The sequence below is a fragment of the Sorangium sp. So ce1504 genome (assembly GCF_051521635.1).
Classification (GTDB): Bacteria; Myxococcota_A; Polyangia; order Polyangiales; family Polyangiaceae; genus Sorangium; species Sorangium cellulosum_B.
The window spans coordinates 1,404,662-1,427,056 of record NZ_CP150365.1 but is presented as its reverse complement, the minus strand read 5'-3'; the positions used below and the strand labels follow the sequence as shown (position 1 = coordinate 1,427,056).

Genomic DNA, 22,395 nt, shown 5'->3' with positions numbered 1-22,395 from the left:
GAGGGCGCGGCGTGACCTATCGGCCCCCGTCCCCTGCCGCCGCGCGCGACCCCATGTCCAGCGCGCTCGACGACGACACGACGACGCCGTACGGGCCGCCGTCCTCCGGGCCGCCGCCGTCCTTCGGGCCGCCGCCGTCCTCCGGGCTGCCGCCGTCCTCCGGGCCGCCGCCGTCGGCAGGGCCGCCCGCCACGCCGTCCTTCCTCGGGGACGCCGCGCGGCGCGTGCGCGACTACTTCCTCGGGCTCGACCCGACGTTCCTGTCCGCGATCGCGCCGCTCGCGCTGGTCGCCGTCATCCTCTTCACGCGCGCACCGTCGACGAACTACATCTTCGACGAGCAGGAGGCGCTCCTCGCCAACCCGTACGTGAACGCGAAGGGCGGGATCGGCTTCCTCGAGGCGATCCACCGCGATTTCTGGGGGCTGCCGCCCGACCGGAGCGTCGGCTCCTACCGCCCGCTGCCGAACTTCCTCTGGCGCACGATCTGGGCGGTCACGAAGCAGCCGTTCTTCCACCACTTCTACAACGTCCTCTTCCACGCGGTGAACGGCGCGCTGCTCACGTGCGTCACGTTCTGGCTCACGCGGCGGCGCGGGCTCGCGTACCTCACAGGGCTCCTCTTCGTCAGCTGCGCGGTGCTCACCGAGGCGGTGAGCGGTATCGTGGGCATCGCCGACGTGCTCGGGGGCATGGGGGCGATCGCCGCCCTCGCCGCCCTCGCGCTGCCCGCGTGGGCGATGCCGTTCGGCGTGTTCGCGGCCGTGCTCCTCGGCCTCTTCTCCAAGGAGAGCGCGCTCGTCTGCGTGCCGCTCGTCCCGTTCGCCGCGCTGATCGCCGCGCCGCTCACCCACCCCACGCGGCCGGCGCGGTTCGTCCGGGCGTTGCTCGCGCTGCTCGCCGCGGGCGCGGCGTTCGTGCTCTACGTCGAGCTCCGGCGGCGCTGGTTCCCCGCGCCCATGCCGGCCGAGCTCGCCGCGGCGCTCCCCGAGGGCGCGCCGCTCGTGAAGCGCGCGCTCCACGAGGCGCTCGTCTGGTTCCACCAGGCGCCCCTGCCGCGCGATCCGCTCAACAACCCGCTCGGCGCCGCGGACATGCCGCACCGGATCGCCGGCGCGCTGCGCGTCTACTGGCGGGGCCTCACCCAGATCGTGTTCCCGTGGACGCTGAGCGGCGACTACTCGTACCCGCAGGAGCCGGTGCCGGACAGGCTTGTCTTCTTCGGCAGCGTCGCCGGCGCCGCGATGATGGTGCTGCCCCCGCTCGGCTCGCTCGCGCTCTGGATCGCGGCCCTCCGCCGCGAGCACCTGGAGCGGCGCGAGCGGCGCTCGGTGCGCGCCGCCTTCCTGGTGGACGGCGGCCAGGCGACGTCGCGGAGGTGGCCGCTGCTCCTCGCGGGGGCGCTCCTCGCGATCGCGGCGGCGGCGCTCGCGGCGTACGACTGGCACGTGCTCCGCCCGGCGGGGCGCGCGCCGCTGCTCCGGGCGCTGCCGCTCGTGCTCTGGCCGCTGCCGTTCCTGCCCGCGTTCCTCCTCGGGCTCGGGCTGCTTGTCGAGGGCGCGCGCCCCCTGCCCTGCCCGGCGACGGCGGACCGGAGCGCCTGGGTGCCGCTGCGCCGCGGCTACGCGGGGATGTGCATCGCGGCGATCGGGCTGACCTGGGTCGTGGTCAGCTACTTCCCGCACTCGAACATCCCGGTCGTCCTGCCGACGGTGCGCGCCGAGCGCTTCTGGTACTTCCCGGCCATCGGCTCGTCGCTCGTGCTCGCCGTCGCCTTCTCGTGGCTCCACGAGGCGCTCGCGGGCTCGACCCTCACGCCGCGCGCGCGCTGGTCGTGGAGGGCGTGGGTGACGCCGGCGCTGTTCGTGCTCTTCTTCGGCTTCCAGTGCGCGCAGGCCTACCGGCACGCGATGGACTACCGCAACGACCTCGATTTCTGGGCGGCGACGAAGGAGGCGGTCCCGAACAGCGCCAAGGCGCACCTCAACTACTCGGTGATGAAGGGCGCTCGCGGCGACCTCGAGACCCGCCTCGCCGAGAGCAAGATCGCGATGGAGCTCGCCCCGACGTGGCCGATGGCGCACGTGTACACGGGCGACACGCTCTGCCGGATGCACCGCCCCGACGAGGCCTTCCCGCACTACCAGCGCGGCATGGAGCTCGGCCCGAACGAGCTGAGCCTGATCGCGCTCGCGCTGCAGTGCCTGCACGACGAGCAGCGCCTCGCGGCGCACGACGCGGAGCTCCGGCGGCTCGCGGAGGAGCACCCCGGGACGTGGCTCGCGTACCTCGCGACCGACACGCTCGACAACGGCGCGACGCACGGCGGAGTGGACCCGAAGTACCGGCCGCGCGGCTACAACGAGGGGCCGAAGGAGTGACCGCGGGCTGGCACGTCTACATCCTGCGCTGCGGTGACGGGTCGTTTTACACGGGGATCGCGCGCGACGTGGAGGCGCGCTTCGCGCAGCACGCGGCGGGGCGCGGGGCGCGGTACACGCGCGGACGGGGGCCGCTCGCGCTGGTCCACGTCGAGGCGGCGGCCGACAGGGGGGAGGCTCTGCGGAGGGAGGCGGCGATCCGGAGGCTGGGGCGCGCGGGAAAGGTGGCGCTCGCCGCCGGGGGCCGGGGGGCAACGTGAACGTTTACGTGGACGTGAACGTGGTCGTGGTCGTGGTCGTTCACGGCCTACCGTTGACGACCACGACCACGACCACGACCACGACCACGTAAACGTTCACGACCACGTAAATGTTCGGATGTAGGAGAACGCGGCGCGAAGCTTGGTGGTTGCCGTGGATCTCACGCCCGGGATGTAGACTACACTCGTCGGGGTGAAGCCCTGCCCCTTCTGCGCGGAGCAGATCCAGGACGCCGCGATCAAGTGCCGATTCTGCGGCAGCATGCTCGACGAGCGAGCGCCGGTGGCCGCGGCCCCCGCCGCGGCGCTCGCCCCCGCCGCCCACGCCGGCGGCGCGCTCGCCCACGCCGGCGGCGCGCTCGCCCACGCCGGCGGCGCGCTCGCCCACGCGCCGGGCGCGGCGCGCGTCCTCTTCGAGGGCACGCCGAGCTGGAAGGCGTGGTTCTGGTCCTACGTGGCGGCGAGCGTGCTCTCGCTCGTGCTGGTGGGCCTCATCTGGCTCGGCATCCTGCACTGGAAGCGCAAGAGCCTCCGCTACAAGATCACCGATCGCACGATCGACTACGAGGCCGGCCTGCTCACGCGCCGGATCGAGACCCTGCAGCTCTGGCGGGTCCTCGACATCGACCTCCGCCAGACGTTCATGCAGCGGCTGCTCGACGTCGCGGAGATCCGCGTGTTCACGAAGGACGCGAGCGATCCCGAGCTCGTCATCCGGGGGCTGCCGGCGTCGCGCGAGCTGTTCGAGGCCCTCAAGAACGCGGCGGAGCTCGCGCGCCAGCAGCGCGTGCTCGGCGTCGTGCAGTGAGCGCGGCCCACGAAGGCCAGATCTCGGAGCCTGACCATGCCCCCTAGGCGATCCCCGCTCGACGAGCTCCCGGATGTGCGCGACGGCCTGACCCGCGCCGAGCGCATCATCCTGTGGAAGCTCTCCGAGCTCGAGAAGGAGTTCAACGGCCGCAACGTGCCCACGGCCACGCTCTACGGCCGCGTCGTCGAGCACATCGACCTCTCGGTCCCCGAGTTCCAGCGCCTGATGCAGCGCCTCGTCGGCGTGCGCTGAGCGCTGCGTGACCCCTCCTCGCGCGGGCGCGGCGCGCCCCGTCAGGCGGCCGCCTGCTCGATGGCGGCCCGCAGCGCGGACACGGACGCGCTGCGCAGGTACACGACCTGAGCGCCGTCCGCCGCGAGGCGCTGCATCTGGTCGCGCAGCGCGTGCGAGACCATCGTCACCATGATCACGATGAGCGCGATCCTCCCCACGCCGTGGCGCGCGCCCGGCGGCACGCGGTTCTCGTAATGGCGCAGCGACCAGCCGTGCTTCTCGACCACATCGCGGTAGCGGCTCGACATGCCGCCGCTGCCCCCGATGACCAGCACCGTCTGCTCCTCACGCCTCCCGTCGCTCCCCTGACTCCGCCGCTCCGCCTTCATGCGATCTCCCTGGAGCAAGGCGCAAGCCACGCTCTCCAGCTCGCCATTTCCGGCGAAATCCTCGTCGTCGGACTCTATTCCTGGGCAAATTGTCCTCGAATCGCAAAGGCCCTTGTCACCGTGACAGCGCGAGCGTCGGAACGCAGGACAGACATGCTCGAGGAGGGTCGGGAGAGGAGAGGAGAGGAGAGGAGCAGGAGAGGAGGCGCGACGCCGGCTCCGGGGGAGAGGGCCTCTCCTCGCCGCGGCGGCGCGACGTGGTGTCAGGCGGACCGCTGCTCGATCGCGGCCCGCAGCGCCGAGACGGAGGCGCTGCGCAGGTACACGACGGGGGCGCCATCCGCCGCGAGGCTCTGCATCTGATCGCGCAGCGCGTGCGAGACCATCGTCACCATGATCACGATGAGCGCGATCCTCCCCACGCCGTGGCGCGCGCCCGGCGGCACGCGGTTCTCGTAATGGCGCAGCGACCAGCCGTGCTTCTCGACCACATCGCGGTAGCGGCTCGACATGCCGCCGCTGCCCCCGATGACCAGCACCGTCTGCTCCTCGCGCCTGCTGTCGACCGCCTGGGAACGCCGCTCCGCCTTCATGCGATCTCCCTGGAGCAAGGCGTAAGCCACGCTGCTCCAGCGGCCATTTCCGCGCAAATGTCGCGGCTCCGGCCTATTCCCCGGCAAAATGTCGTCGAGTCACCGAGGCCTCTGTCATCGTGACATCGCGAGCGCGAGGACCCGACGCTGCGCGGCGGTAGCCGCGAGGATCGGGGAATATTCTCCCCCTCGCAGCAGTTCCTGCCGGCGCGCGCGGCCCGGGCGAGGAGACGGATCGCAGGCGCTACCGCGAGCGTCCCGCCAAAGCCACGAGAGCGCCGCGACTACGACCGCTCGGTGCGGAAGGCAAACCTACCGGCACCGAGATAGCCCGACATGCCGTCCCCGCTGCCCGCGGCCGGGGTGCGCCCGGTGAGGGCGTGCCGGATGCGGCCACGAAGGCGGGAAGGCCGGAATAAAATTCAACAATAGTCCAGATTTAACGCCTCCATGGGGGCGCTCTCCTGGCGGATGCCACGGCGTTCCGCCGGCGACGTCGAGCTGTGGTAGGGAGCGGCGTCCCCCCTGCCCCGCCGTGCCATGATGTCTCCCGCCACGCCGCCCAGCGATCCGCCTCCGCCCCCGCCCGACACCGTCGAGCGCTGGGCCTGGGATTACGTCCTCTCGACCGACCTCGAGCACAAGCTCTCTCCGCCGCCCGTGCCCTCCCTCTGGGAGTCGGATGCCACGCTGTCTGCGTCGGGCGCCGCGCCGGCCCCGCCGCGGCGCCTCGAGCGACCTGGACGGCCCGCCGCGCTGCGCATCTCGGAGCGCGCGCAGAAGAGCCCGGGGCCCGAGGCGCTGCGCAACCCGGCGCGCCGCGCGCAGCTCTTCCACGCGTTCCTGCACCACGAGCTCCAGGCGGCGGAGCTCATGGCCTGGGCGCTGCTCGCCTTCCCCGAGACGCCGCGCGCCTTCCGCGGCGGCCTCGTCCGGATCGCCCTCGACGAGGTGCGCCACATGCGGCTCTACGCCGCGTACCTCGCCGCGATCGGCCACCGCTTCGGCGACTTCCCGGTGCGCGACTGGTTCTGGACGCGGGTGCCCGCCGCCGCGTCGCCCGCGCAGTTCGTGGCCGTGATGGGCATGGGCCTCGAGGGGGGCAACCTCGACCACACGGCGCGCTTCGCCGAGCGCTTCCGCGCCATCGGCGACGTCGAGGGCGCCGCGCTCACGGAGCGGGTCTGCGCGGAGGAGATCCCGCACGTGCGCTTCGGAGTCCGCTGGTTCCGCCGCTTCACGCAGGCGAGCGGGAGCGCTGGCCAGGCGGCGCCTTCCACGTCTGCCGCAGGCAATCCGGCCGCCGCGGGTGAAGCCGCGCCGCACGGGCCGGATGACGTCGCGCAGCGCGGGCCGAGCGATTTCGAGGCGTGGGTCCGCCACATCCCGCCGCCCCTCTCGCCGCTGCTCATGCGGGGCGAGCCGATGAACCGCCGCGACCGCAGCCGCACCGGGCTCTCCGAACCGTTCCTCGACGCGCTGGCCTCATGGACCGAGCGAGCGCCTGGATCCTGAACTTCGACGCCGACGAGGAGCTGGCGCGCCCCGCGGGGTACACCCCGCGCGCCGCGGTCGCCGGCCGGGCTCCCGAGCTCGCCGGCCGGGTCTCGGCCCTGCTGCGCCCCGGCGACGTCGTGCTCAGCCCCGAGCTCCCCTCGCCTCTCGTGCCGCCGGCGCCTCCTGGAACGCCGCTCGTCGGCCGCGCGTGGTGCCCCACGCCCCGCGCCCTTCGCCTCCTCGGCCGCGCCGGCGTCGCGCTCGCGGAGGCGCCGCCGCTCGAGGTGCTCCGGCGCGTCAACCACCGGAGGTTCTGCGCGGACCTCGGCCAGACGCTGCCCGGCGCGCGCTACGTCGCCTCCCTGGCCGAGCTCGAGGCCGCGATCGCGGAGCCCACGCCGACGGGCCACTGGCTGCTCAAGCGGCCGTTCGGGTTCGCCGGGCGCGGCCGGCGCCGGGTCGCCCGCGGCGCGCTGCCGCCCGATGCGCGGCCCTGGGCCGCCGCGTCGCTCGATCCCGCGTCGCCGGACAGCGGCCTGCAGGTCGAACCGTGGGTCGAGCGCCGCGGCGACTTCTCGCTGCACGGGCACGTCGCCCGCGGCGGCCCGGTGCGCCTCGGCGACCCGTGTGTCCAGCGCTGCGACGCGAATGGGGCGTACCTCGGGGCCGCCCTGGCCGGCGACGGCGACCTCGGCGACGGCGAGCGCCGGAGGCTCGTCGAGGCCGCGCTCGAGGCGGGGCAGGCGCTCGCCGCCGCGGGCTATTTCGGGCCGTTCGGGATCGACGCCTTCCGCTGGGAGGACGAGCACGGCGAGCTGCGCTGGAACCCCCGGTGCGAGATCAACGCGCGTTACACGATGGCGTGGGCCATCGGCATGGGCAGGGCGCGGCCTGATCTGGAGTGACCGAGGTCGTCCCCTCGGGCGGCGTGCACCGGGCTCCGCGCCCCGAGAGCGACGCGAACCACGTCGCGCAAGGATGAACGACTTTGCAGGCGCGAAGACGCTCACCCACGCCGTCGCTCTCGTGCCCGGTGAACCCCTGCGTCGTCTCACTCGGGAACGACGCAGGCGGGCGCTCCCCCCACACGGGGTTCCTGCGCTGCCCGAACGGGTCGTAGCTCCGCCGCTCGATCACGTCGCCGTCCTCGTCGGTGAGCGCATCGATCGAGCCGAGGTGATCGACATGCACGTAGCGCGTGCCGTCCTCCGAGCCCCCACGGGTCACGATCGCCACCACGCGCTCCGGCGAGTGGACGTGGTACCGATGCTTCACGGCGCCTGACGCCGCCTCGGTGACCCGCTCGTACAGATCGCCGAAGTAGAGCGTCGCCTTTTCCGGCGTGGTCTTGCGGATCCGCTGCTGGTCGCCGTCGTAGCCGAACGTGATGGTGCTCGCGCCGTGCGTGATCTGCTCCGGCAGGTCGAACGGCGTATAGCGCACCGTCGTGCCGCCGGGCCGCGCCGCCTGATTACCGACAGCGTCATGAGCGAAGCTGTCCGTACCGGCGCCGGTGATCGCATGCGGGTGCAGCGGGTCGTCATACGAGAGGTCACCGACGTCCGACTTGAAGGTGAGATTGCCGTTCGGGTGGTAGTCGTAGCGGAGCGCGCAGGGTGCCGTCGCGCTCTCGAGATCGCCGAAGTACGCGCAGGTCAGCCGATGGATCGGATCATACCGGAAGCGCTCCGTCGTGTTCTCTGGCTGGAGCGCGTCGGTGCGGCGCGTGAGATTCAGGAGATCGTCGAACCCATAGTCCAGGTCTTGCACCTCACCCGCACCGCTCTGCGTCGTCAAGTGCCTCAGGCGCTGCTTATCCGGGAAGTAGCTCCGCTCCGTGGCGGCGCCGTTGCCGAACACCTCCTCCCGGAAGCGCCCCGCGTCGTCCACGTCCACCAAGCGCCAGTAGGCGAGGTTCGTTCCGCTGTCGCGCGATCACGGTGTACGATCCACCGCGCGTGCCGCACCTCGTCGGAGCGCTGAACGGGCGGTTCAGCTGGTCCGTCCACGGTAGGGCACGCCGATTGGACGGCTTCGAAGTCGCGCGGTCATTGGAGTCTTGGTGAACGGATTGATCCCTGAACGCTCCTCAAACGTGAACAGGCTCTCCGCGAGTGAAACACCATTGACCCAGTCAGCCATCCAGTCATGAAGCGATATCTGCGTGTCGGCGAGGCCTGTTTCGTCCAACATTAGCACATGTCCAGTGTCTTCGTCGACGCACCACCATGTGCCGCTGCCCCAATCGCAGAGAGGGACTACCTGCGCAGGTACACCAGCACCCGTAGCGTCTGCGAAGAGCTGCTCGCGGAGCTCTACGACCGATCGACCGTCGTCATCAACTTTGCCTCCCGGTAAGCCAATGATACCATTCGCTGGACCGAATCCACCATTTCCGACCTCTTGGAGCAGCCTTCGGTGCAATGGGTGGAGCTTACACTTCAATACCTGCTCGGCTCGCTCCACCTGCTCCAGTGTGGCGCACGGAGCTAGCTCAGGCGTGTCTCGGTCCGGCCAATCCGTGCGGGTCGTCGGATCTGTTGCTCGTCTGATGATCGCGCCAATGAGGGTGTCTTCTTTCATGGTTAGAACTCGAATGTGTGCTTTCCGGTGACGCGGCCTCCGAGGCCTCCGATGAACTCAGTGCATCCACCGGGGCCTGTGTAAATGGTGCTGGTGGTTACGCCGCGCGTAGGTGTCAGGCCGAGCTTTCCGGCTCCGAAAATTGCGGTTGGCTCAGCATGAACTCCTGGCATCGGTGGTGCTGAAGTCAGCCCGAGCCTCCCGCAGCGATTTGAGCGGCGGATAGAGCGCTCGCGCCTCCAGCAACTAGCGTCGGTCCTTCGGCCGTTTCGACGAGCACAACCGTTCGTCTGAAGTTCATCGGCACACGTTCGACGTTGGCAATATGCTGAGCGAGCTCGCGAGTGGCTCCTGCCCCTCGTACCGCCCCCGCCGCAACCGCCGATCCCTCTGCTGCCCCGAGCCCCCTTCCCATCCCGAAGACGGTGGCCGCGGCGAGCACCATCGTCTTGGTCCCCGCCGCGCCCGCTGTCCGATAGTCATCCCGATCGATGGCGAGGGCCGTGTCCGCCGCGCCGCGGCCGATGTGGTAGAGCGGGTTGACGGCGTTGAGCGCGCCGACGAGGCCGTCTTCGTCGTAGCCGTCCCACATCGCGCTGGTGAACTCGTAGCCGCTGTACATCCCGAGCGTCAGCGCATTCAGCACGAGCATCCGCCCGATCCCTGCTCCGAGGTCGCGCGTCCCCTCCGCGGCGCCCAGCAAGGTCTGGCCGACGACGGTGCCTGGGCCACCGACGCCCGAGTGCTCCGGCGAGACGGTCACCGGCTGCGGCACGTACCCGGATGAGCTTCCGGTCGTGCCCACGTCGACAGGTGCCATCGAGGTGCCGACCTCGGCGGCCTCGCGCAGCTCGTCCCGGGGCTGCTTCCCCTCCCGCGGCGGGTAGCGGATCTCTACAAGGTTCTCGTGCTTGTGCTCCTTCGAGTAGATCGGCAGGATCGGCGGCGGCTCCGGCTCTGCCTGGAACCCGCTCGGAGCGACGTAATTGAGCGGGCTGTTGAGCACGTAGCTGTACGGGTTCCAGCCCTGTCCGGAGTGCGGCTGTGCCACGATCGGCTCGGTCATCAAGAACCGGCACGCGGGCGCAGCGGGTCGTCGTAGGAGAGCGCGCCGACGTCCGACTTGAAGGAGAGATTGCCGTTGGGCTTGCCCTCGTAGCGGAGATCGCGGGGCGCCGTCGCGCTCTCGGTGTCGCTGAAGTACGCGCACGTCAGCCGCTGGAGCGCGTCGTACCTCCACTCGGTCACGAGCCCATGATGCTGCGATCCGGGCGGTATCATGCTATATATTTCTATCGCCCAATTGCTGGTTCAGGATGTCGTGCAGCGGCGTTCCGTTGGGGCTGTTTATCTCCCACTCGTGTCCACCCTTTCGGAATATCAGCCTGAATTCTCCCTTCTCTGCGTCATCTTCGATCACTCTCGAACCGTCAAGGACAGCGAGAAAACCGAAAACTGCTTGATGGGCCGCCATATTGAGCACTCGGAGCAGTGTCGCCTGATCCTGGTCGGACAAGGTTCCAAACCACCGACTGGCCTCAATAAGATTTTTCTCCGGCCGACGCCCCGGCGGGTGCTCCAATGTTGCCACCGTCGCCTCGGTTGCGGCTTCGAGGACGTTTTTTTGTATCGCTGCGACAAACTTTTCCGGTGTCATTTTGTAAAAGCTCCAGGGTACATTTCCTTATTGAGTCGAATTAGTTCTCGGAGTGCGCCGTTTGGCACATTGGTGGACTGACGCAAGTTCCAAATGTCATGAGCGAGCAGTGCCCGTGGTGAGAGTGATACAGGCCCTCGGAGCGTCGGAACCAAGGCGTGTTCACCGCGGGGTAGGGCGATGGCAGGTCCGGAAGCCCTGCTATAGCCAGGGGCGATTTGCTCCATTGCGTGCGCCTGTCCCACATGATGAATGTCGAGTGCATCTCCAACAACTGAGCGAGCTTTCAGTGCGTCGTAGGTTCCCACTTCGTATGCGGCGACTCTCGGGGCTCCGCCTGCAGCTCGAGCCGCAACCGCCGACTCCTCCGCCGCCGCCCCCAGCCCCCGTCCCATCCCGAAGACGGTGGCCGCGGCGAGCACCATCGTCTTGGTCCCCGCCGCGCCCGCTGTCCGATAGTCATCCCGATCGATGGCGAGGGCCGTGTCCGCCGCGCCGCGGCCGATGTGGTAGAGCGGATTGACGGCATTGAGCGCGCCGACGATCCCGTCATTGTCGTAGCCCTCCCACATCGCGCGCGCGAACTCGTAGCCGCTGTACATCCCGAGCGTCAGCGCATTCAGCACGAGCATCCGCCCGATCCCTGCTCCGAGGTCGCGCGTCCCCTCCGCGGCGCCCAGCAAGGTCTGGCCGACGACGGTGGCTGGGCCGCCGACGCCCGAGTGCTCCGGCGAGACGGTCACCGGCTGCGGCACGTACCCGGACGAGCTTCCGGTCGTGCCCACGTCGATAGGCGCCGTCGTGGCGCCGACCTCCACGGCCTCGCGCGGTCCTTCTTCAGGCTGGTTTGCTTTCGGCGGCGAGTAGAAGATCTCTACAGCGTATTGTTCCGGGCGCACCACCGAGTAGACCGGCAGGATCGGCGCCTCCACCGGCTCTTCCTGGAACCCGCTCGGATCCACGTGATTGAGCGGGCTGTTGAGCACGTAGCTGTACGGATTCCAGCTCTGCCCGAAGGACGGAATCGAAACGATCGGGTCCGTCGTCAAGAACCGCCCGATCCTTGGATCATAGAGCCGGCCCTTCATGTTCACGAGCCCGAGGTCGTCGTCGCTCTCGTGTCCGGTGAACCCCTGCGTCGTCTCGCTCGGGAACGACGCCGGCGGGCGCTCCCCCCAGACGGGGTTCCTGCGCTGCCCGAACGGGTCGTAGCTCCGCCGTTCGATCACGTCGCCGTCCTCGTCGGTGAGCGCATCGATCGAGCCGAGGTGATCGACATGCACGTAGCGCGTGCCGTCGTCCGAGCCTCCCCGGGTCACGATCGCCACCACGCGCTCCGGCGAGTGGACGTGGTACCGGTGCTCCACGACGCCTGACGCCGCATCGGTGACTCGTTCGTACAGATCGCCGAAGTAGAGCGTCTCCTTTTCCGGCGTGGTCTTGCGGATCCGCTGCTGGCCGCCGTCGTAGCCGAACGTGATGGTGCTCGCGCCCTGCGTGATCTGCTCCGGCAGGTCGAACGGCGTATAGCGCACCGTCGTGCCGCCGGGCCGCGCCGTCTGATTACCGACAGCGTCATGCGCGAAGGTGTCCGTACCCGCGCCGGTGATCGCATGCGGGTGCAGCGGGTCGTCATACGAGAGGTCACCGACGTCCGACTTGAAGGTGAGATTGCCGTTCGGGTGGTAGTCGTAGCGGAGCGCGCAGGGCGCCGCCGAGCTCTCGAGATCGCCGAAGTACGCGCACGTCAGCCGATGGAGCGAATCGTACCGGAAGCGCTCCGTCGTGTTCTCGGGCTGGAGCGCGTCGGTGCGGCGCGTGAGATTCAGGAGATCATCGAACCCGTAGTCCAGGTCCTGCACCTCCCCCGCGCCGCTCTGCGTCGCCATGTGCCTCAGGCGCTGCTTGTCGGCGAAGTAGGTCCGCTCCGTGACGGCGCCGTTGCCGAACACCTCCTCGCGGAAGCGCCCCGCGTCGTCCACGTCCGCCAAGCGCCAGTAAGCGAGGTTCGTTCCGCTGTCGCGCACGGCGAGCACATGGCCGTGCGCGTCGCGGTCGTGGGCCACGACGAACGGCGCCGCGCCGGCCGGTGCCGGATACGTGACCGTCTCGACGCGGCCGAGCGCGTCGTAACCCAGCCTTGCCTCCAGGGGAGAGCGCTCTCCATCGATGCGGAGCGAGATCGTGTCGAGCTGGCCACGGCCCGTGTACCCGTACGTCTTCTCCCCGTCGGGGCTCGCGAGCGTGTGCAGCTTGCCGACGCCGTGCGCCGCGGTGTCCCAGGTCCACGTGGTCGTCAGGCTCTCCGCGCCGTCCTGGTCCACGCGTGAGCGGGGTCGACCGAGCGCGTCGTACGTCCACGTGACCTTTCGCTCGAGCGCATCGGTCGACGAGATCTGATCGCCGAAGCCGTCATGGATCGAGACCGTCGTGCCCCGATCGGGATCGTCGAGCTGCCGGACGCGGCCGAATGCGTCGCGCGTCGTGCGCGTCACCGCCTCGCCCGGATCGGTGACCGTGTGCAGCAGTCCGAAGGGGCCGTACGCGTAACGGGTGATCCCGTCGGCCGCGTCGGTGATGGTCTTGATGCGCCCCAGCGGGTCCTGCTCGGTCACGGTCACATGGTCGAGCGGGTCGGTGACGCGCACGCGAAGGCCATCGTACGCCGTCGTCGAGACCGCGTTCCACGGCGTCGTATGGCGCACTTCGCGGCTCGCGGCATCGTACTCGTAGCGATCGTACAGGATCGCGCTCTCGGACGTGTCCTCCCTGACCGGTACCGAGCGCCGCGCGACGTGCTCGCCCAGCGCGTCGTACACGACTTCCTGCATGATGCGCTTCGCATCGCCCGAGCCCTCCGACGGTTCCGGTTCGGGCCCGTATCCCAGCCACCGGATCGGGCGGCCGAGGCTGTCGAACTCCACCGTATCGTCGGCCCCGCCGGTCGTGATGCTCTCCTGCCTCACCCGCCACGCATCCTGCGCCGGGCCGCCGTCCTTGGTGCGGGAGAGCGCGACCGTCGTCGTCGTGCCATCCGGGCGCCTCTCGATGCCGAGCCGCCCGAAACCGTCGTGCGCCCACGTCGTCACGAGCTGATTCGGATCGACCTGCTTGAGGAGCACACCGAGCGCGTCGTCGAACTCCACGAGCGTGGAATGCTCGGCCGCGTTCACGTACTTCTCGGGGAACATGCCCTGCTCGTCGAAGTCCGTGCTGGATGTCCTCTTGTGCCCGAAGGCGTCCTCGGCCGTGACGCCGGTGATGTTCCCGAAGTCGTCGCGCGCGTAGGTGAGCTTCAGCTTCGTGTCCGGCAGGCCGTCGTCGCTTTCGGTGGACTCGGTCTCGACCTCGCCGTAGATCGTTGTCGTTCGCGTGAGGGTCCTGCACTGCGACATCCCCGCCGCCGCGCTGCACTCCTTCTGCGTCTCGAGCTGGCCGAGCACCCAGCGCTCGGTGTCGTTCTTGAACGACCGCGTGACCTCGAGCGTCAGGTCGACGCCCTCCGTCGAGACCTCCTCGGCGCGCACGTTGCCGAACATGTCGAAGTCCGTCACCTTCGACACCGAGTCGCGCAGCAGCGTCGCGCCGTCGCCGCCGCGCTCGATCTCCCGCACGTACGCCTCGATCGAGGTCGCGTCACCGCTCGGGGGCGGATAGACCCCTTGCGCTCGCCTCACCCGGCGCTCGGTGGGCAGCGTGAAGTACGTGGCGCCGTCGTTGGTCGGCACGAGCGTCCGCGTCACGTCGCTGAACGAGAGCTCGATCTGCTCCGGTCTGGGCTGGCTCGCGAGCCCCGGAGCCCCGCGCAGCGTCCGCTGGACGCTCCCCGCGAAGGGAAAGACCTGGAGCTCGTCGTCGAAGGTGACGTGGTCGTAGACGTCGATCGTCACGGCACCCGTATCCAGGTCGGTGACGATCCGCTCGCCGAACCCGAGAAATCCGCGGCCCAGCCGGTGGTAGCGTCCGTCGCGGTAGCCGACCTCGAAGCGCCGCGGCCGGTCCGCGCCGTTGTTGAGCGCGTACGCGCTGACCACCCGGCGAGGGCCCACGACGCAGCGCCGCGGATAGCCGCAGTCGTCCGCCGCGCCGGAACGCGCGACGTAGAGCGCGCTCCTCCGGTCCGGATCCTCCTCCGCGCCTCCGCTCGTGACCGGCGCATCGGTCAGGTGGCCGTACGAGATGCTCACGTTGGGCACGAAGCCCGGCTCGGTCGGCTCGTGCGCGTTCATCCCGTCAGAGACTGCGACCAGGAGATCCTGGTCGGCCGAGAGGTTCTGGAAGACGTTGAATACGCCGTCGAGCGGCAGGATCACGTCCTGGGCCCCGTCCCCGTTGAGATCGCCGGTGCGCGGCCCGCGCGGATCGGCGAGCGTGATCGCGTCACCGAGCTTGGCCTCGAAAGGAATCCCTGCGTTGACGAGCTTGAACGGCGGCCCCGCCAGGTCGCCCGTCGCTTGCAGGACGGCCCAGGAGGGGAGGACATTGGAGCCACTCAGCAGCATGCCTGGAGGGACGGGCATGAGCAGATCCTGCCGTCCATCGCCGTTGAAGTCGAGCGGCACCGCGAGGCGGAAAAGCGCGTCCTGGTCCGGGACCCCCAGCACATCGCCGAAGCTGAACGCGTCGACGGTCCGGAACGGCGATATCACGAACGTCGACCCCGTGTTGAGGTAGGTGTAGAGCTGGCCGCTAAAGCCGGATTCGACGGCATCGGGCAGGCCGTCGCCGTTGACGTCGAGAAAGACGACGCGGCCCCCGCGCGGCACGACAGGGAGCTTGGTGTCGATGACCCCCCAGCGTCCCTCGCCCCGGCGCATGATCGCCTCGTAGCTATCTTTGATGAGGGCCGTCCCGTCACCAAACAACTTCACGGAGGGCACGATGAGATCGATCTTGCTGTCGGCGTCGATGTCGAGCGTGTGGATCTCCATTGCGCAGGGATAGCCGGTGAGCAGCTCGATCGATTCGCCCGTGGGGTCGAATCCCGCGGACGTCGCGCCGCGCGCGGGCCTCCAGAGGTGGACGGTCCACACGGCGGAGAGCGGGTTCGGTACCAGCTCCTCGGCGTGGTCCTGGCACTGGATCAGATCCGGCACCGAGTCGCCGTCGAGATCGGCGAGGTGCACCGAGGCGCCGGGGCGTCTCAGGCTCGGCGGCGCAGGCGTGACCCCGAGCGGGAACGGCCGGCGGATGCCCGTGTCATGGAGCGCGAAGGTCCGGTCCGGCTGGGACAGCAGCACCTGCCATGTGGTCTTGGTGTCGAAGACGTCGTGGAGAAAGACGTCCATCTGCCCATCGTCGTTGTAATCGAGCACCGTCCCGAGCTCGGGCTGAAGAAGGGCCGGGTCGGACGGTCCATCCGGATCGGCGACGAACAGCCAATCCTCGAGGAAGGCGAGCTCAGGCGCCGCGAGAAAGGACGGCGAGGCGCGGGGCCCGAGGTTGCGCGCGACCCCCCACGCGGTGATCGGATGCGACGGCGTGCTGGACCCCGCGACGATGTCCGGAATCACGAGATCGTCGAGGCCGTCGGCGTCGATGTCGAACACCATCGGGCTCGCCTTCTCGGAGACCGGCTTGTCGATGTCCGTCGTGAGCCGCTCGAATCCGGGCTTTCCGCGGCTGTACTGAAACCGTGTCGGAGGCTTGCAGACCCCGTCGCTCGCGCACTCCTCGACCTGGTTGAGGAGCGTCCGGCTCGTCGTCGGGCTGAGCTCGTAGCGGAAACCGTAGCTCCGGACCAGCGCGTCGCCCGGACCGAGCATCTGGATCTCCTCCAGGCGAAGCGAGCGCTGGAGCGCCACGCCGCCCGAGTAGCCCGTGCGAACCGCGGCCGAGTCCTTGGTCCCGTACACGAAGCGCACCGCCCGGGAAGGCTCGAGCGACGGCGTGCCCTCGAAGCTCGTGTAGCGGATCTCGTCCACCGCATATTCGGCGGTATGGCCGTCCTTGGCCTCTGCGAGGCAATAGGCGTACGTCATGGCGTTGCCACGGCCGTCTCGGGCCTCGTTCGCGAGCCACGCGCGCGGGACGCCACCTCGCGCGAGCGGCTTGCTGCCCTCGGTACGCCCGTACTCGACGACGCGGCCGGTGGGCAGATAGGCCTCGAAGAAGAGCGCCTCGGCGGGCGCGCCGCGTTCCGGAGGGGTGTGACCGACCACCTTGACGAAGGTATCCGGGAACGTGCGGTACTCGATGGTTCCCGGCCCCTCTCCCACGGGGACGAGGCGCTGGCCGTCGAGGCAGAGCGCGTCGTCGCCGTCGTACCGCACGCCGCGGATCTCCCCGTCTTGCGCGAGGCTCTTCGGACATCGCGTGATCGCGGACAGCCCGGTGAGGGAGAAGCCGTTGCCGAGCACGCCGTCGCCGCCGTCGCTGCGGTAGACGATCTGGAGCCCAGGACCCATGCCCGCACGCGAGGGCGGGGAGGCCAGATCCATGGTGTACACGGCCTCACCGGTGCTCGTGATGGAAAACGCCCCGGGGATGGTGCCGGCGGCGACGGTCTCGACCTCTGGCGCGGGACGGGACGTGGCAGGGCCATGCGCGCGCTGCGTCCGGCAGGCGACGAGGCCAGGCGGCTCCGGAAGCGGCTCACCGAAGACGCACTGGCACCCGCCCGACCCGAGCACGCAAGCCAGAAACATCCAGAGCGGGATCAACGCCCTGAGCGACCAACGCGGAACTGGCGACATCACGGCCTCCCCGGCGAACAGCAGTGCCACGGCGCTGCATCGCGCGTCAAGCGCTGCGCTCATGCCGAACCGCGCCATCGATGCCGAGGTCGAGGCATTCGTGAATCCCTCTGTACCTGACCGGTGTGCGCGCGGCGGGCGCCACAGTTGCCCTCGTCGAGGCGCGATTGGCCGTCCATGATGAAGTCACGACGAGGAGAGGGCAACCGAGCGTGAACGCGCGCATGACGGCGTGCCCCCTGCCTCGACGATCACAACCGCGGTTCTCGGCTGAGCCTCGCACGGCCCAGATTGAGTGGATTGAGCCGGTACGGGAGGTCAGCACGCACGACGGCGTGATCGGAGCGCTCGCCGGCCGCCCAAGCGCAGGGACGACTCGATCGGCGTTGCCTACCTCGACGAGGACCAGCTCACGCTGGGGTTACCTACGATCTGGAACCGCCGGGCACGGGAAGCTGGAGTCTCGGACACGGGCGACGATCTGCGCGCCAGATCCAGCGCGCTCCGTGGTAGGATCTCATCATGGCCGAGCCCATGCCGACGCCGGACGCCGCGCTGTCGCATCGCCTCGGAGCGCGTTCGGCGCTCGGGGCACGCGCGCAGGAGCTCTTCGAGGAGCTCTCCCCCTACCGCGGCGACGGGCTGCGCAACCACTGTCTTCGCGTATTCCACTTCACGATGCTGCTCCTCGAGCGCCGCCGCCAGAAGGCCGATCCCGACCTGCTCCACGCGCTGGCGATGATTCATGATCTCGGGCTGCTGTGCCCGGACGAGCAGGGCGGAGACTACATGCAGCGCAGCCGCTCGCTGTTCCACCGCGCCTTCGCCGCAAAGTCGTTCGAGCTCTCCCCGCACGACCTGCGCGTGGCCGACGAGTGCCTCCTCTACAACCATCGCCTCCGCCCGACGCCGGCGTTGTGCCCTGAATCGACGGCGTTCCGGCAGTCGGTGTGGATGGACCACTCCCTCGGTGTGCGCCGCTACGACCTCGACGCCGCCTCGGTGCGCGACGGCTTCGCGCGTTATCCGCGGGGCGACTTCAACGCGGTCCTCCTCGACTTCGCCCGGCGCGTCCTGACGCGCGAGCCCTGGACCCTCGTCGACGGCATCTTCATGTGAGGGCCAGGCCGCATGTCGACCCTGCGTGGCGCCATGTTCCGGGACCCCGCCGACGCGCGGCGGCTCGCCGTCGTCGCGGCAGCCGAGGTGATCCTCCTCGGGATCGGCGTGTGGAGCGGAGGCGGCGCCCTCGCCGGAGCGCTCTTCTGGGCGGCTGGCCTCGCGGGATGGACCTTGATCGAGTACCTGCTCCACCGCTTCCTCTTCCACCTGCCGGCGGAGCACCCGCTCGCCTTCCTCGGCGCCCGTATCCACCTGGCGCACCACGAGGCCCCTGACCAGACGCCGATCGCCAAACCCCCCGCCGCCACGCTCGGGGCCTTCTCCGCAGGCTTCTGCGCGACCGCGGCGGCCGCGGGGGTCTCTCGCGCCGCGCCGCTCTGGGCCGGGCTCCTCGCCGGCTATCTTCTTTATGAGCTCTCCCATCTCGCGGCGCACCTGCTCAGCGACGCGGAGCACCCTCTTCCGGCGCAGCGCCGCCATCACCTCCGGCACCACGCCGCGCCGCGCGCGCGCTTCGGGGTGAGCTCCGCGCTCTGGGACCGGGCGTTCGACACCGGGCGCGAGGCAGGCCAGTGAGCGCGTCTGACCAGAATGGCTCGCCCGACCCCGCCCCGCTCGACGACTCGGGCCGGGCCGAGCTGCGGCGGCGCCGGGTCATGTCGATGCCGCGGTGGTACTCTCCCTGGCTCCACCTGGCGAGCACGGTCGGCCTCGGGTGTGGGCTCGCGGCGCTCTCGCTCACGCGGTTGCATGGCCTGCGGGCCTGGGAGCTCGCCGCGATTCCGCTTTTCTTCGTCTTTTGCAATGCCGTCGAGTGGCGGGCGCATCGGGGTCTGCTTCACCGGAGGCGGCGCTTCCTCGAGGCGTTCTACGACCGGCACACGCCGGTGCACCACCGCGTGTTCGTCGAGCGCGACATGGCGATCCGCACACCGCGTGAGCTCGGCTTCGTGCTGATCCCGTCGTACGGCATCGCGGGTGTCTTCGCGCTGACGCTCCCGCTCGCGCTCGCCCTCAGCGCGGCCGGTCAAGGCAACCTCGCGTCGCTCTTCGTGGCGACCTGCATGGCGTACATGGTGCTGTACGAGTGTCTCCATCTCTCGTACCACCTCCCGCCGGACGGCAGGATAGGCCGCAGCCGCGTCGTGGCACGGCTCCGGCGCCACCACGGCGCGCACCACAGGCCGTCGTTGATGCGGCAGTGGAACTTCAACGTCACCTTCCCGCTCTGGGATCTGGTTCGCGGGACGTACTACCGCGGCGACGCCACGGACGCGACGACCCGGGATGTGCGCTCCAGATCAGCGCTCGAGCGTCTCGAACGGTGATGTCAGCGCCCGGGAACCGCCGGGCGGATCCGACGACCGAGCGCCGCGCCCTCGCCGACACAGACTTGTTGCACACTGGCCCGTCCAGCTCCTTTACGTTCCCGCCCGCCGAACGACACGGGCCATCCAGGATTGTCCGATGGCCACGTGAGAGGAGGGAGCGGCATGGATCTTCCAACGTGCGTGGCGGTGCGACGTGCGGTGAGGCATCGCGCGGTGCGACGGGGCACCAGCGCGACGACGAGCGTGGGGCTCGGGGCGTTCGGCGCGCTCGTGGCGCTCGTCGCGGCGTGCGGGGACGGCGGCGACGACGGAACGGGCGCGGCCCGAGGGCCCTGCGGCGGCGTGTTCTGCGCCGCGGATCAGTACTGCAACTACCCGCCAGGCGACTGCGGAGAGGGCGGCGTCGTCCCGGGAAATTACGGTATCTGCCAGGAGCGGCCCACGTCGTGCGACACCGCCACGCCGCGCGAGGTCTGCGCCTGCGACGGGCGCTCCTACGCCAACGCCTGTGAGGCCGCGCGGGCCGGCGTGAGCGTCGGCAACGGCGAGGAGTGCGCGGGCGCAGCGCCGCCGGGGACGTTCGCCTGCGGAAGCTACTTCTGCCGATCGGACAGCGAGTACTGCCAGACCATCGAGGATCAACACGACGAGCTGTTCCGGCTGCCGCCGCAGAGCTCCTGCAAAGCGGTCGCCGTCGCCTGCGCGCCGGAGCCCTCCTGCGCCTGCCTGATCGAGGTGGTCAAGCCGGCTGGCAGCAGCGACAAAAGGGAGTGCACCACCGCACCGACCTGCACGCAGGACGCATCAGGCAATTTCGCCCTCCGGTGCGCCGGCGATCTCTACTGAGCTGCCATCGCGAGCGGCGGGATCTGCTGAGCCTGCGAGGCGCGGCGCCAGGCAAACGCTCAGTCGAACGTACCAGGATGGAACACGATCTTCATGGAATTGTATCCAGTAACGGAACAACACTTCCATTAACCTGCCCGTGCCTCGCTCACACCTACGTTCGAGATCAGGAGAAAGGGTAGACAGACTCATGCAGAATTCGCGCACGCGAGAGGACGCAGGCACACACGACCACCGAGAGACGGGCTGGTCGAGACGATCGAAGGGCGCCCTCTGCGCCGCCCTGCCGGCGCTCGCGGTCATCCATGCCTGTGGCGCAAATGACGAGTACATCGAGGAGGTCCTGGAGACGCGGCAGACGCTGACCACGGTCTCCTTCCAGCAGGGGTCGCTCCCGAGCTCGTCGTACGCCGGCTCGACCGACGCGACCCTCCGGCAGGCCGCCGCCACCACGAACTACGGCGGAGCCACCACGTGCGAGGCCGACGGCGACGACGGCTCGGGCGTGGACAAATCTTGCCTGCTGAAATGGACCCTCTCCGGCATCCCCGCGGGGAGCATCGTCCAGTCGGCGTCAATCACCCTCCAGGTGACGGACGGCTCCGCGAACACGTACAGCGTCTACGAGGTGAAGCGCTCGTGGAGCGAGTCGCAGGTCACCTGGAACAACGCGACGTCCACGACGGCGTGGGCCACCGCGGGCGCGATGGGCTCGACCGATCGCGGAAGCCTCGTGGGCAGCGTCACCGGCAGCGCCGGCGCCAGGACGATCACGCTGAACGCGGCCGGCGTGGCGCTCGTCCAGGCGTGGATCGACGGGACCTCCAACGACGGCCTCCTCATCGCGAGCGCGTCGAACACCGATGGCATCGACTTCGCGTCCTCGGAGCACGCCACCGTGGCGCAGCGGCCCAAGCTCACCATCACGTATGGCTCGCCCGGCGGCGGCGCGGGCACGCCGACCGATCCGGATCTCCTGATCGCCTTCATCGGCGACCAGGGCGCGAACGGCAACTCGGACGCGGTGCTCAACCTGATCAAGAACGAGGGCGCCGCGGCCACCATCCACAACGGTGACTTCGACTATGCGAACAACCCGACCGCGTGGGACAACCGGATCAACGGCATCCTCGGCGCGAACTATCCTTATTTCGCGATCATCGGCAACCACGACGCCGCGGCCTGGGGCGGCACGAGCGGCTACGCCAGCAAGATCCAGGCTCGCCACGCGGCCGTGCCGTCGATGAACTGTACCGGCGAGCTCGGCGTCAAGTCGACGTGCAACTTCCGCGGGCTGCACATCATCCAGTCCTGCATCGGGACGAGCGAGCTCCGCTCGACCTGCGCCGCCAACGCGGCCGACCAGGTGGACTTCATCCGCGACTCGCTCGCCGCCGACAGCTCGATCTGGTCCATCTGCAACTGGCACAAGAACCAGAACGACATGCAGGTCGGCACCAAGGGCAACGAGGTCGGCTGGAGCGCGTACCAGGAGTGCATGAACGCCGGCGCCATCGTCTCGACCGGCCACGAGCACTCCTACTCGCGCACGCTGACCCTGACCGACGTCGGCAACGCCGCGACCGGCCACGGCAAGACCGGCGCCTACGACCTCGTGGAGCTCGGCCCGAGCCGCAACTTCGTGTTCGTCTCCGGCCTCGCCGGCGTCGGCATCCGCGACTACGACGCGGCCAGCCACGACGACGACACGTGGTGGGCCTCCTACTACGCCAGCAACAAGTGGAAGAAGAACAACGTGGTCATGTCGGGCACCGCCGCCTATGGCGCCCTGTTCATCCGCTTCCACGTCGGCGGGGATCCGAAGCGCGCGACGGCGTACTTCAAGGACGTGAACGGCCGCCTCGCGGACGAGTTCACGATCCAGGTCCAGTAAACCCGGGCGGCCCCGGCGAACCTGCGGGATCCGCACGTTCCGCCAGGGAACAGCCTTCTACTAACACGACCGAGAATCCCACGGCGTTGTTCCTGGCCACGT

19 protein-coding genes are annotated in these 22,395 nt (G+C 69.6%); 11 read left to right on the top strand and 8 right to left on the bottom strand.

All coding sequences use genetic code 11. The annotated features are described in order from the left end of the window. The first annotated feature begins 11 nt into the window (after positions 1 to 11). The 4 genes from WMF39_RS05335 to WMF39_RS05320 all read left to right on the top strand — a co-directional run bounded on the left by WMF39_RS05335 (position 12) and on the right by WMF39_RS05320 (position 3,704). On the top strand, positions 12 to 2,381 hold the full coding sequence (locus WMF39_RS05335; RefSeq protein WP_437744462.1) for a tetratricopeptide repeat protein: 2,370 nt from the start codon (positions 12 to 14) through the stop codon (positions 2,379 to 2,381). Further along, a complete protein-coding gene (locus tag WMF39_RS05330) occupies positions 2,378 to 2,641 on the top strand; it encodes a GIY-YIG nuclease family protein (RefSeq protein ID WP_437744461.1) in 264 nt (87 codons plus the stop codon). The genes WMF39_RS05335 and WMF39_RS05330 overlap by 4 nt, the downstream gene beginning before the upstream one ends. Before the next feature lie 193 nt (positions 2,642 to 2,834). After that, the gene (locus WMF39_RS05325) at positions 2,835 to 3,449 is read left to right on the top strand and encodes a PH domain-containing protein (protein WP_437744460.1); all 615 of its coding nucleotides are present in this window, start codon (positions 2,835 to 2,837) and stop codon (positions 3,447 to 3,449) included. Positions 3,450 to 3,485: 36 nt separating this feature from the next. Then, complete coding sequence (locus WMF39_RS05320; protein ID WP_012233609.1) at positions 3,486 to 3,704, top strand: hypothetical protein; 219 nt, start codon at positions 3,486 to 3,488, stop codon at positions 3,702 to 3,704. Between the two features lie 41 nt (positions 3,705 to 3,745). Here the strand turns inward: WMF39_RS05320 and WMF39_RS05315 are convergent, their stop codons facing one another. Together WMF39_RS05315 and WMF39_RS05310 are read right to left on the bottom strand one after the other, a co-directional pair. Continuing rightward, complete coding sequence (locus WMF39_RS05315; protein ID WP_437744459.1) at positions 3,746 to 4,105, bottom strand: DUF2325 domain-containing protein; 360 nt, start codon at positions 4,103 to 4,105, stop codon at positions 3,746 to 3,748. A gap of 233 nt (positions 4,106 to 4,338) precedes the next feature. Then, positions 4,339 to 4,698 (bottom strand): DUF2325 domain-containing protein, encoded by a 360-nt coding sequence (locus tag WMF39_RS05310; protein WP_437744458.1) that lies wholly within the window; start codon positions 4,696 to 4,698, stop codon positions 4,339 to 4,341. Positions 4,699 to 5,208: 510 nt separating this feature from the next. Here WMF39_RS05310 and WMF39_RS05305 point away from each other — a divergent pair. Both WMF39_RS05305 and WMF39_RS05300 read left to right on the top strand, forming a co-directional pair. Beyond that, a complete protein-coding gene (locus WMF39_RS05305) occupies positions 5,209 to 6,183 on the top strand; it encodes a ferritin-like domain-containing protein (protein WP_437744457.1) in 975 nt (324 codons plus the stop codon). Next, positions 6,156 to 7,070, top strand: a complete 915-nt coding sequence (locus WMF39_RS05300) for a hypothetical protein (RefSeq protein WP_437744456.1) — start codon at positions 6,156 to 6,158, stop codon at positions 7,068 to 7,070. The genes WMF39_RS05305 and WMF39_RS05300 overlap by 28 nt, the downstream gene beginning before the upstream one ends. Here WMF39_RS05300 and WMF39_RS05295 read toward each other — a convergent pair. The 6 genes from WMF39_RS05295 to WMF39_RS05270 form a co-directional block, all read right to left on the bottom strand. After that, on the bottom strand, positions 7,006 to 8,061 hold the full coding sequence (locus WMF39_RS05295) for an RHS repeat domain-containing protein (protein ID WP_437744455.1): 1,056 nt from the start codon (positions 8,059 to 8,061) through the stop codon (positions 7,006 to 7,008). The genes WMF39_RS05300 and WMF39_RS05295 overlap by 65 nt on opposite strands. 96 nt (positions 8,062 to 8,157) lie before the next feature. Continuing rightward, positions 8,158 to 8,748: an SMI1/KNR4 family protein gene (locus WMF39_RS05290; RefSeq protein ID WP_437744454.1), complete on the bottom strand. Its 591-nt coding sequence runs from the start codon at positions 8,746 to 8,748 to the stop codon at positions 8,158 to 8,160. Between the two features lie 187 nt (positions 8,749 to 8,935). Then, positions 8,936 to 9,799 (bottom strand): hypothetical protein, encoded by an 864-nt coding sequence (locus tag WMF39_RS05285; RefSeq protein WP_437744453.1) that lies wholly within the window; start codon positions 9,797 to 9,799, stop codon positions 8,936 to 8,938. A 14-nt stretch (positions 9,800 to 9,813) separates the two neighbouring features. Further along, on the bottom strand, positions 9,814 to 9,996 hold the full coding sequence (locus WMF39_RS05280; protein WP_437744452.1) for a hypothetical protein: 183 nt from the start codon (positions 9,994 to 9,996) through the stop codon (positions 9,814 to 9,816). Between the two features lie 34 nt (positions 9,997 to 10,030). Next, positions 10,031 to 10,405 carry a hypothetical protein gene (locus WMF39_RS05275; protein ID WP_437744451.1) on the bottom strand — a complete coding sequence of 125 codons (375 nt, stop codon included), beginning with the start codon at positions 10,403 to 10,405 and terminating at the stop codon, positions 10,031 to 10,033. After that, positions 10,402 to 17,100 carry an RHS repeat-associated core domain-containing protein gene (locus WMF39_RS05270; protein WP_437747944.1) on the bottom strand — a complete coding sequence of 2,233 codons (6,699 nt, stop codon included), beginning with the start codon at positions 17,098 to 17,100 and terminating at the stop codon, positions 10,402 to 10,404. Before WMF39_RS05270 ends, WMF39_RS05275 begins: the two co-directional genes overlap by 4 nt. A 522-nt stretch (positions 17,101 to 17,622) precedes the next feature. On the opposite strand from WMF39_RS05270, the gene WMF39_RS05265 reads away from it, so the two are divergent. From WMF39_RS05265 to WMF39_RS05245, 5 genes are all read left to right on the top strand, one after another. Next, complete coding sequence (locus tag WMF39_RS05265) at positions 17,623 to 18,219, top strand: hypothetical protein (RefSeq protein WP_437744450.1); 597 nt, start codon at positions 17,623 to 17,625, stop codon at positions 18,217 to 18,219. Positions 18,220 to 18,231: 12 nt separating this feature from the next. Beyond that, positions 18,232 to 18,798, top strand: a complete 567-nt coding sequence (locus tag WMF39_RS05260; RefSeq protein WP_437744449.1) for a sterol desaturase family protein — start codon at positions 18,232 to 18,234, stop codon at positions 18,796 to 18,798. After that, positions 18,795 to 19,550, top strand: a complete 756-nt coding sequence (locus tag WMF39_RS05255; protein ID WP_437744448.1) for a sterol desaturase family protein — start codon at positions 18,795 to 18,797, stop codon at positions 19,548 to 19,550. The genes WMF39_RS05260 and WMF39_RS05255 overlap by 4 nt, the downstream gene beginning before the upstream one ends. A gap of 216 nt (positions 19,551 to 19,766) precedes the next feature. Next, entirely contained in the window at positions 19,767 to 20,399 is a 633-nt protein-coding gene (locus WMF39_RS05250) for a hypothetical protein (protein WP_437744447.1), read from the top strand. A 190-nt stretch (positions 20,400 to 20,589) separates the two neighbouring features. Further along, on the top strand, positions 20,590 to 22,293 hold the full coding sequence (locus tag WMF39_RS05245; protein WP_437744446.1) for a DNRLRE domain-containing protein: 1,704 nt from the start codon (positions 20,590 to 20,592) through the stop codon (positions 22,291 to 22,293). Positions 22,294 to 22,395: the final 102 nt, after the last annotated feature.

What these genes read in the sequence shown, in the direction of transcription:
- WMF39_RS05320 (WP_012233609.1), top strand. Translation starts at nt 3,486, where the DNA reads ATGCCCCCTAGGCGATCCCCGCTCGACGAGCTCCCGGATGTGCGCGAC.
- WMF39_RS05305 (WP_437744457.1), top strand. Translation starts at nt 5,209, where the DNA reads ATGATGTCTCCCGCCACGCCGCCCAGCGATCCGCCTCCGCCCCCGCCC.
- WMF39_RS05300 (WP_437744456.1), top strand. Translation starts at nt 6,156, where the DNA reads ATGGACCGAGCGAGCGCCTGGATCCTGAACTTCGACGCCGACGAGGAG.
- WMF39_RS05290 (WP_437744454.1), bottom strand. Translation starts at nt 8,748, where the DNA reads ATGAAAGAAGACACCCTCATTGGCGCGATCATCAGACGAGCAACAGAT.
- WMF39_RS05275 (WP_437744451.1), bottom strand. Translation starts at nt 10,405, where the DNA reads ATGACACCGGAAAAGTTTGTCGCAGCGATACAAAAAAACGTCCTCGAA.
- WMF39_RS05270 (WP_437747944.1), bottom strand. Translation starts at nt 17,100, where the DNA reads ATGTCGCCAGTTCCGCGTTGGTCGCTCAGGGCGTTGATCCCGCTCTGG.
- WMF39_RS05265 (WP_437744450.1), top strand. Translation starts at nt 17,623, where the DNA reads ATGGCCGAGCCCATGCCGACGCCGGACGCCGCGCTGTCGCATCGCCTC.
- WMF39_RS05260 (WP_437744449.1), top strand. Translation starts at nt 18,232, where the DNA reads ATGTCGACCCTGCGTGGCGCCATGTTCCGGGACCCCGCCGACGCGCGG.
- WMF39_RS05245 (WP_437744446.1), top strand. Translation starts at nt 20,590, where the DNA reads ATGCAGAATTCGCGCACGCGAGAGGACGCAGGCACACACGACCACCGA.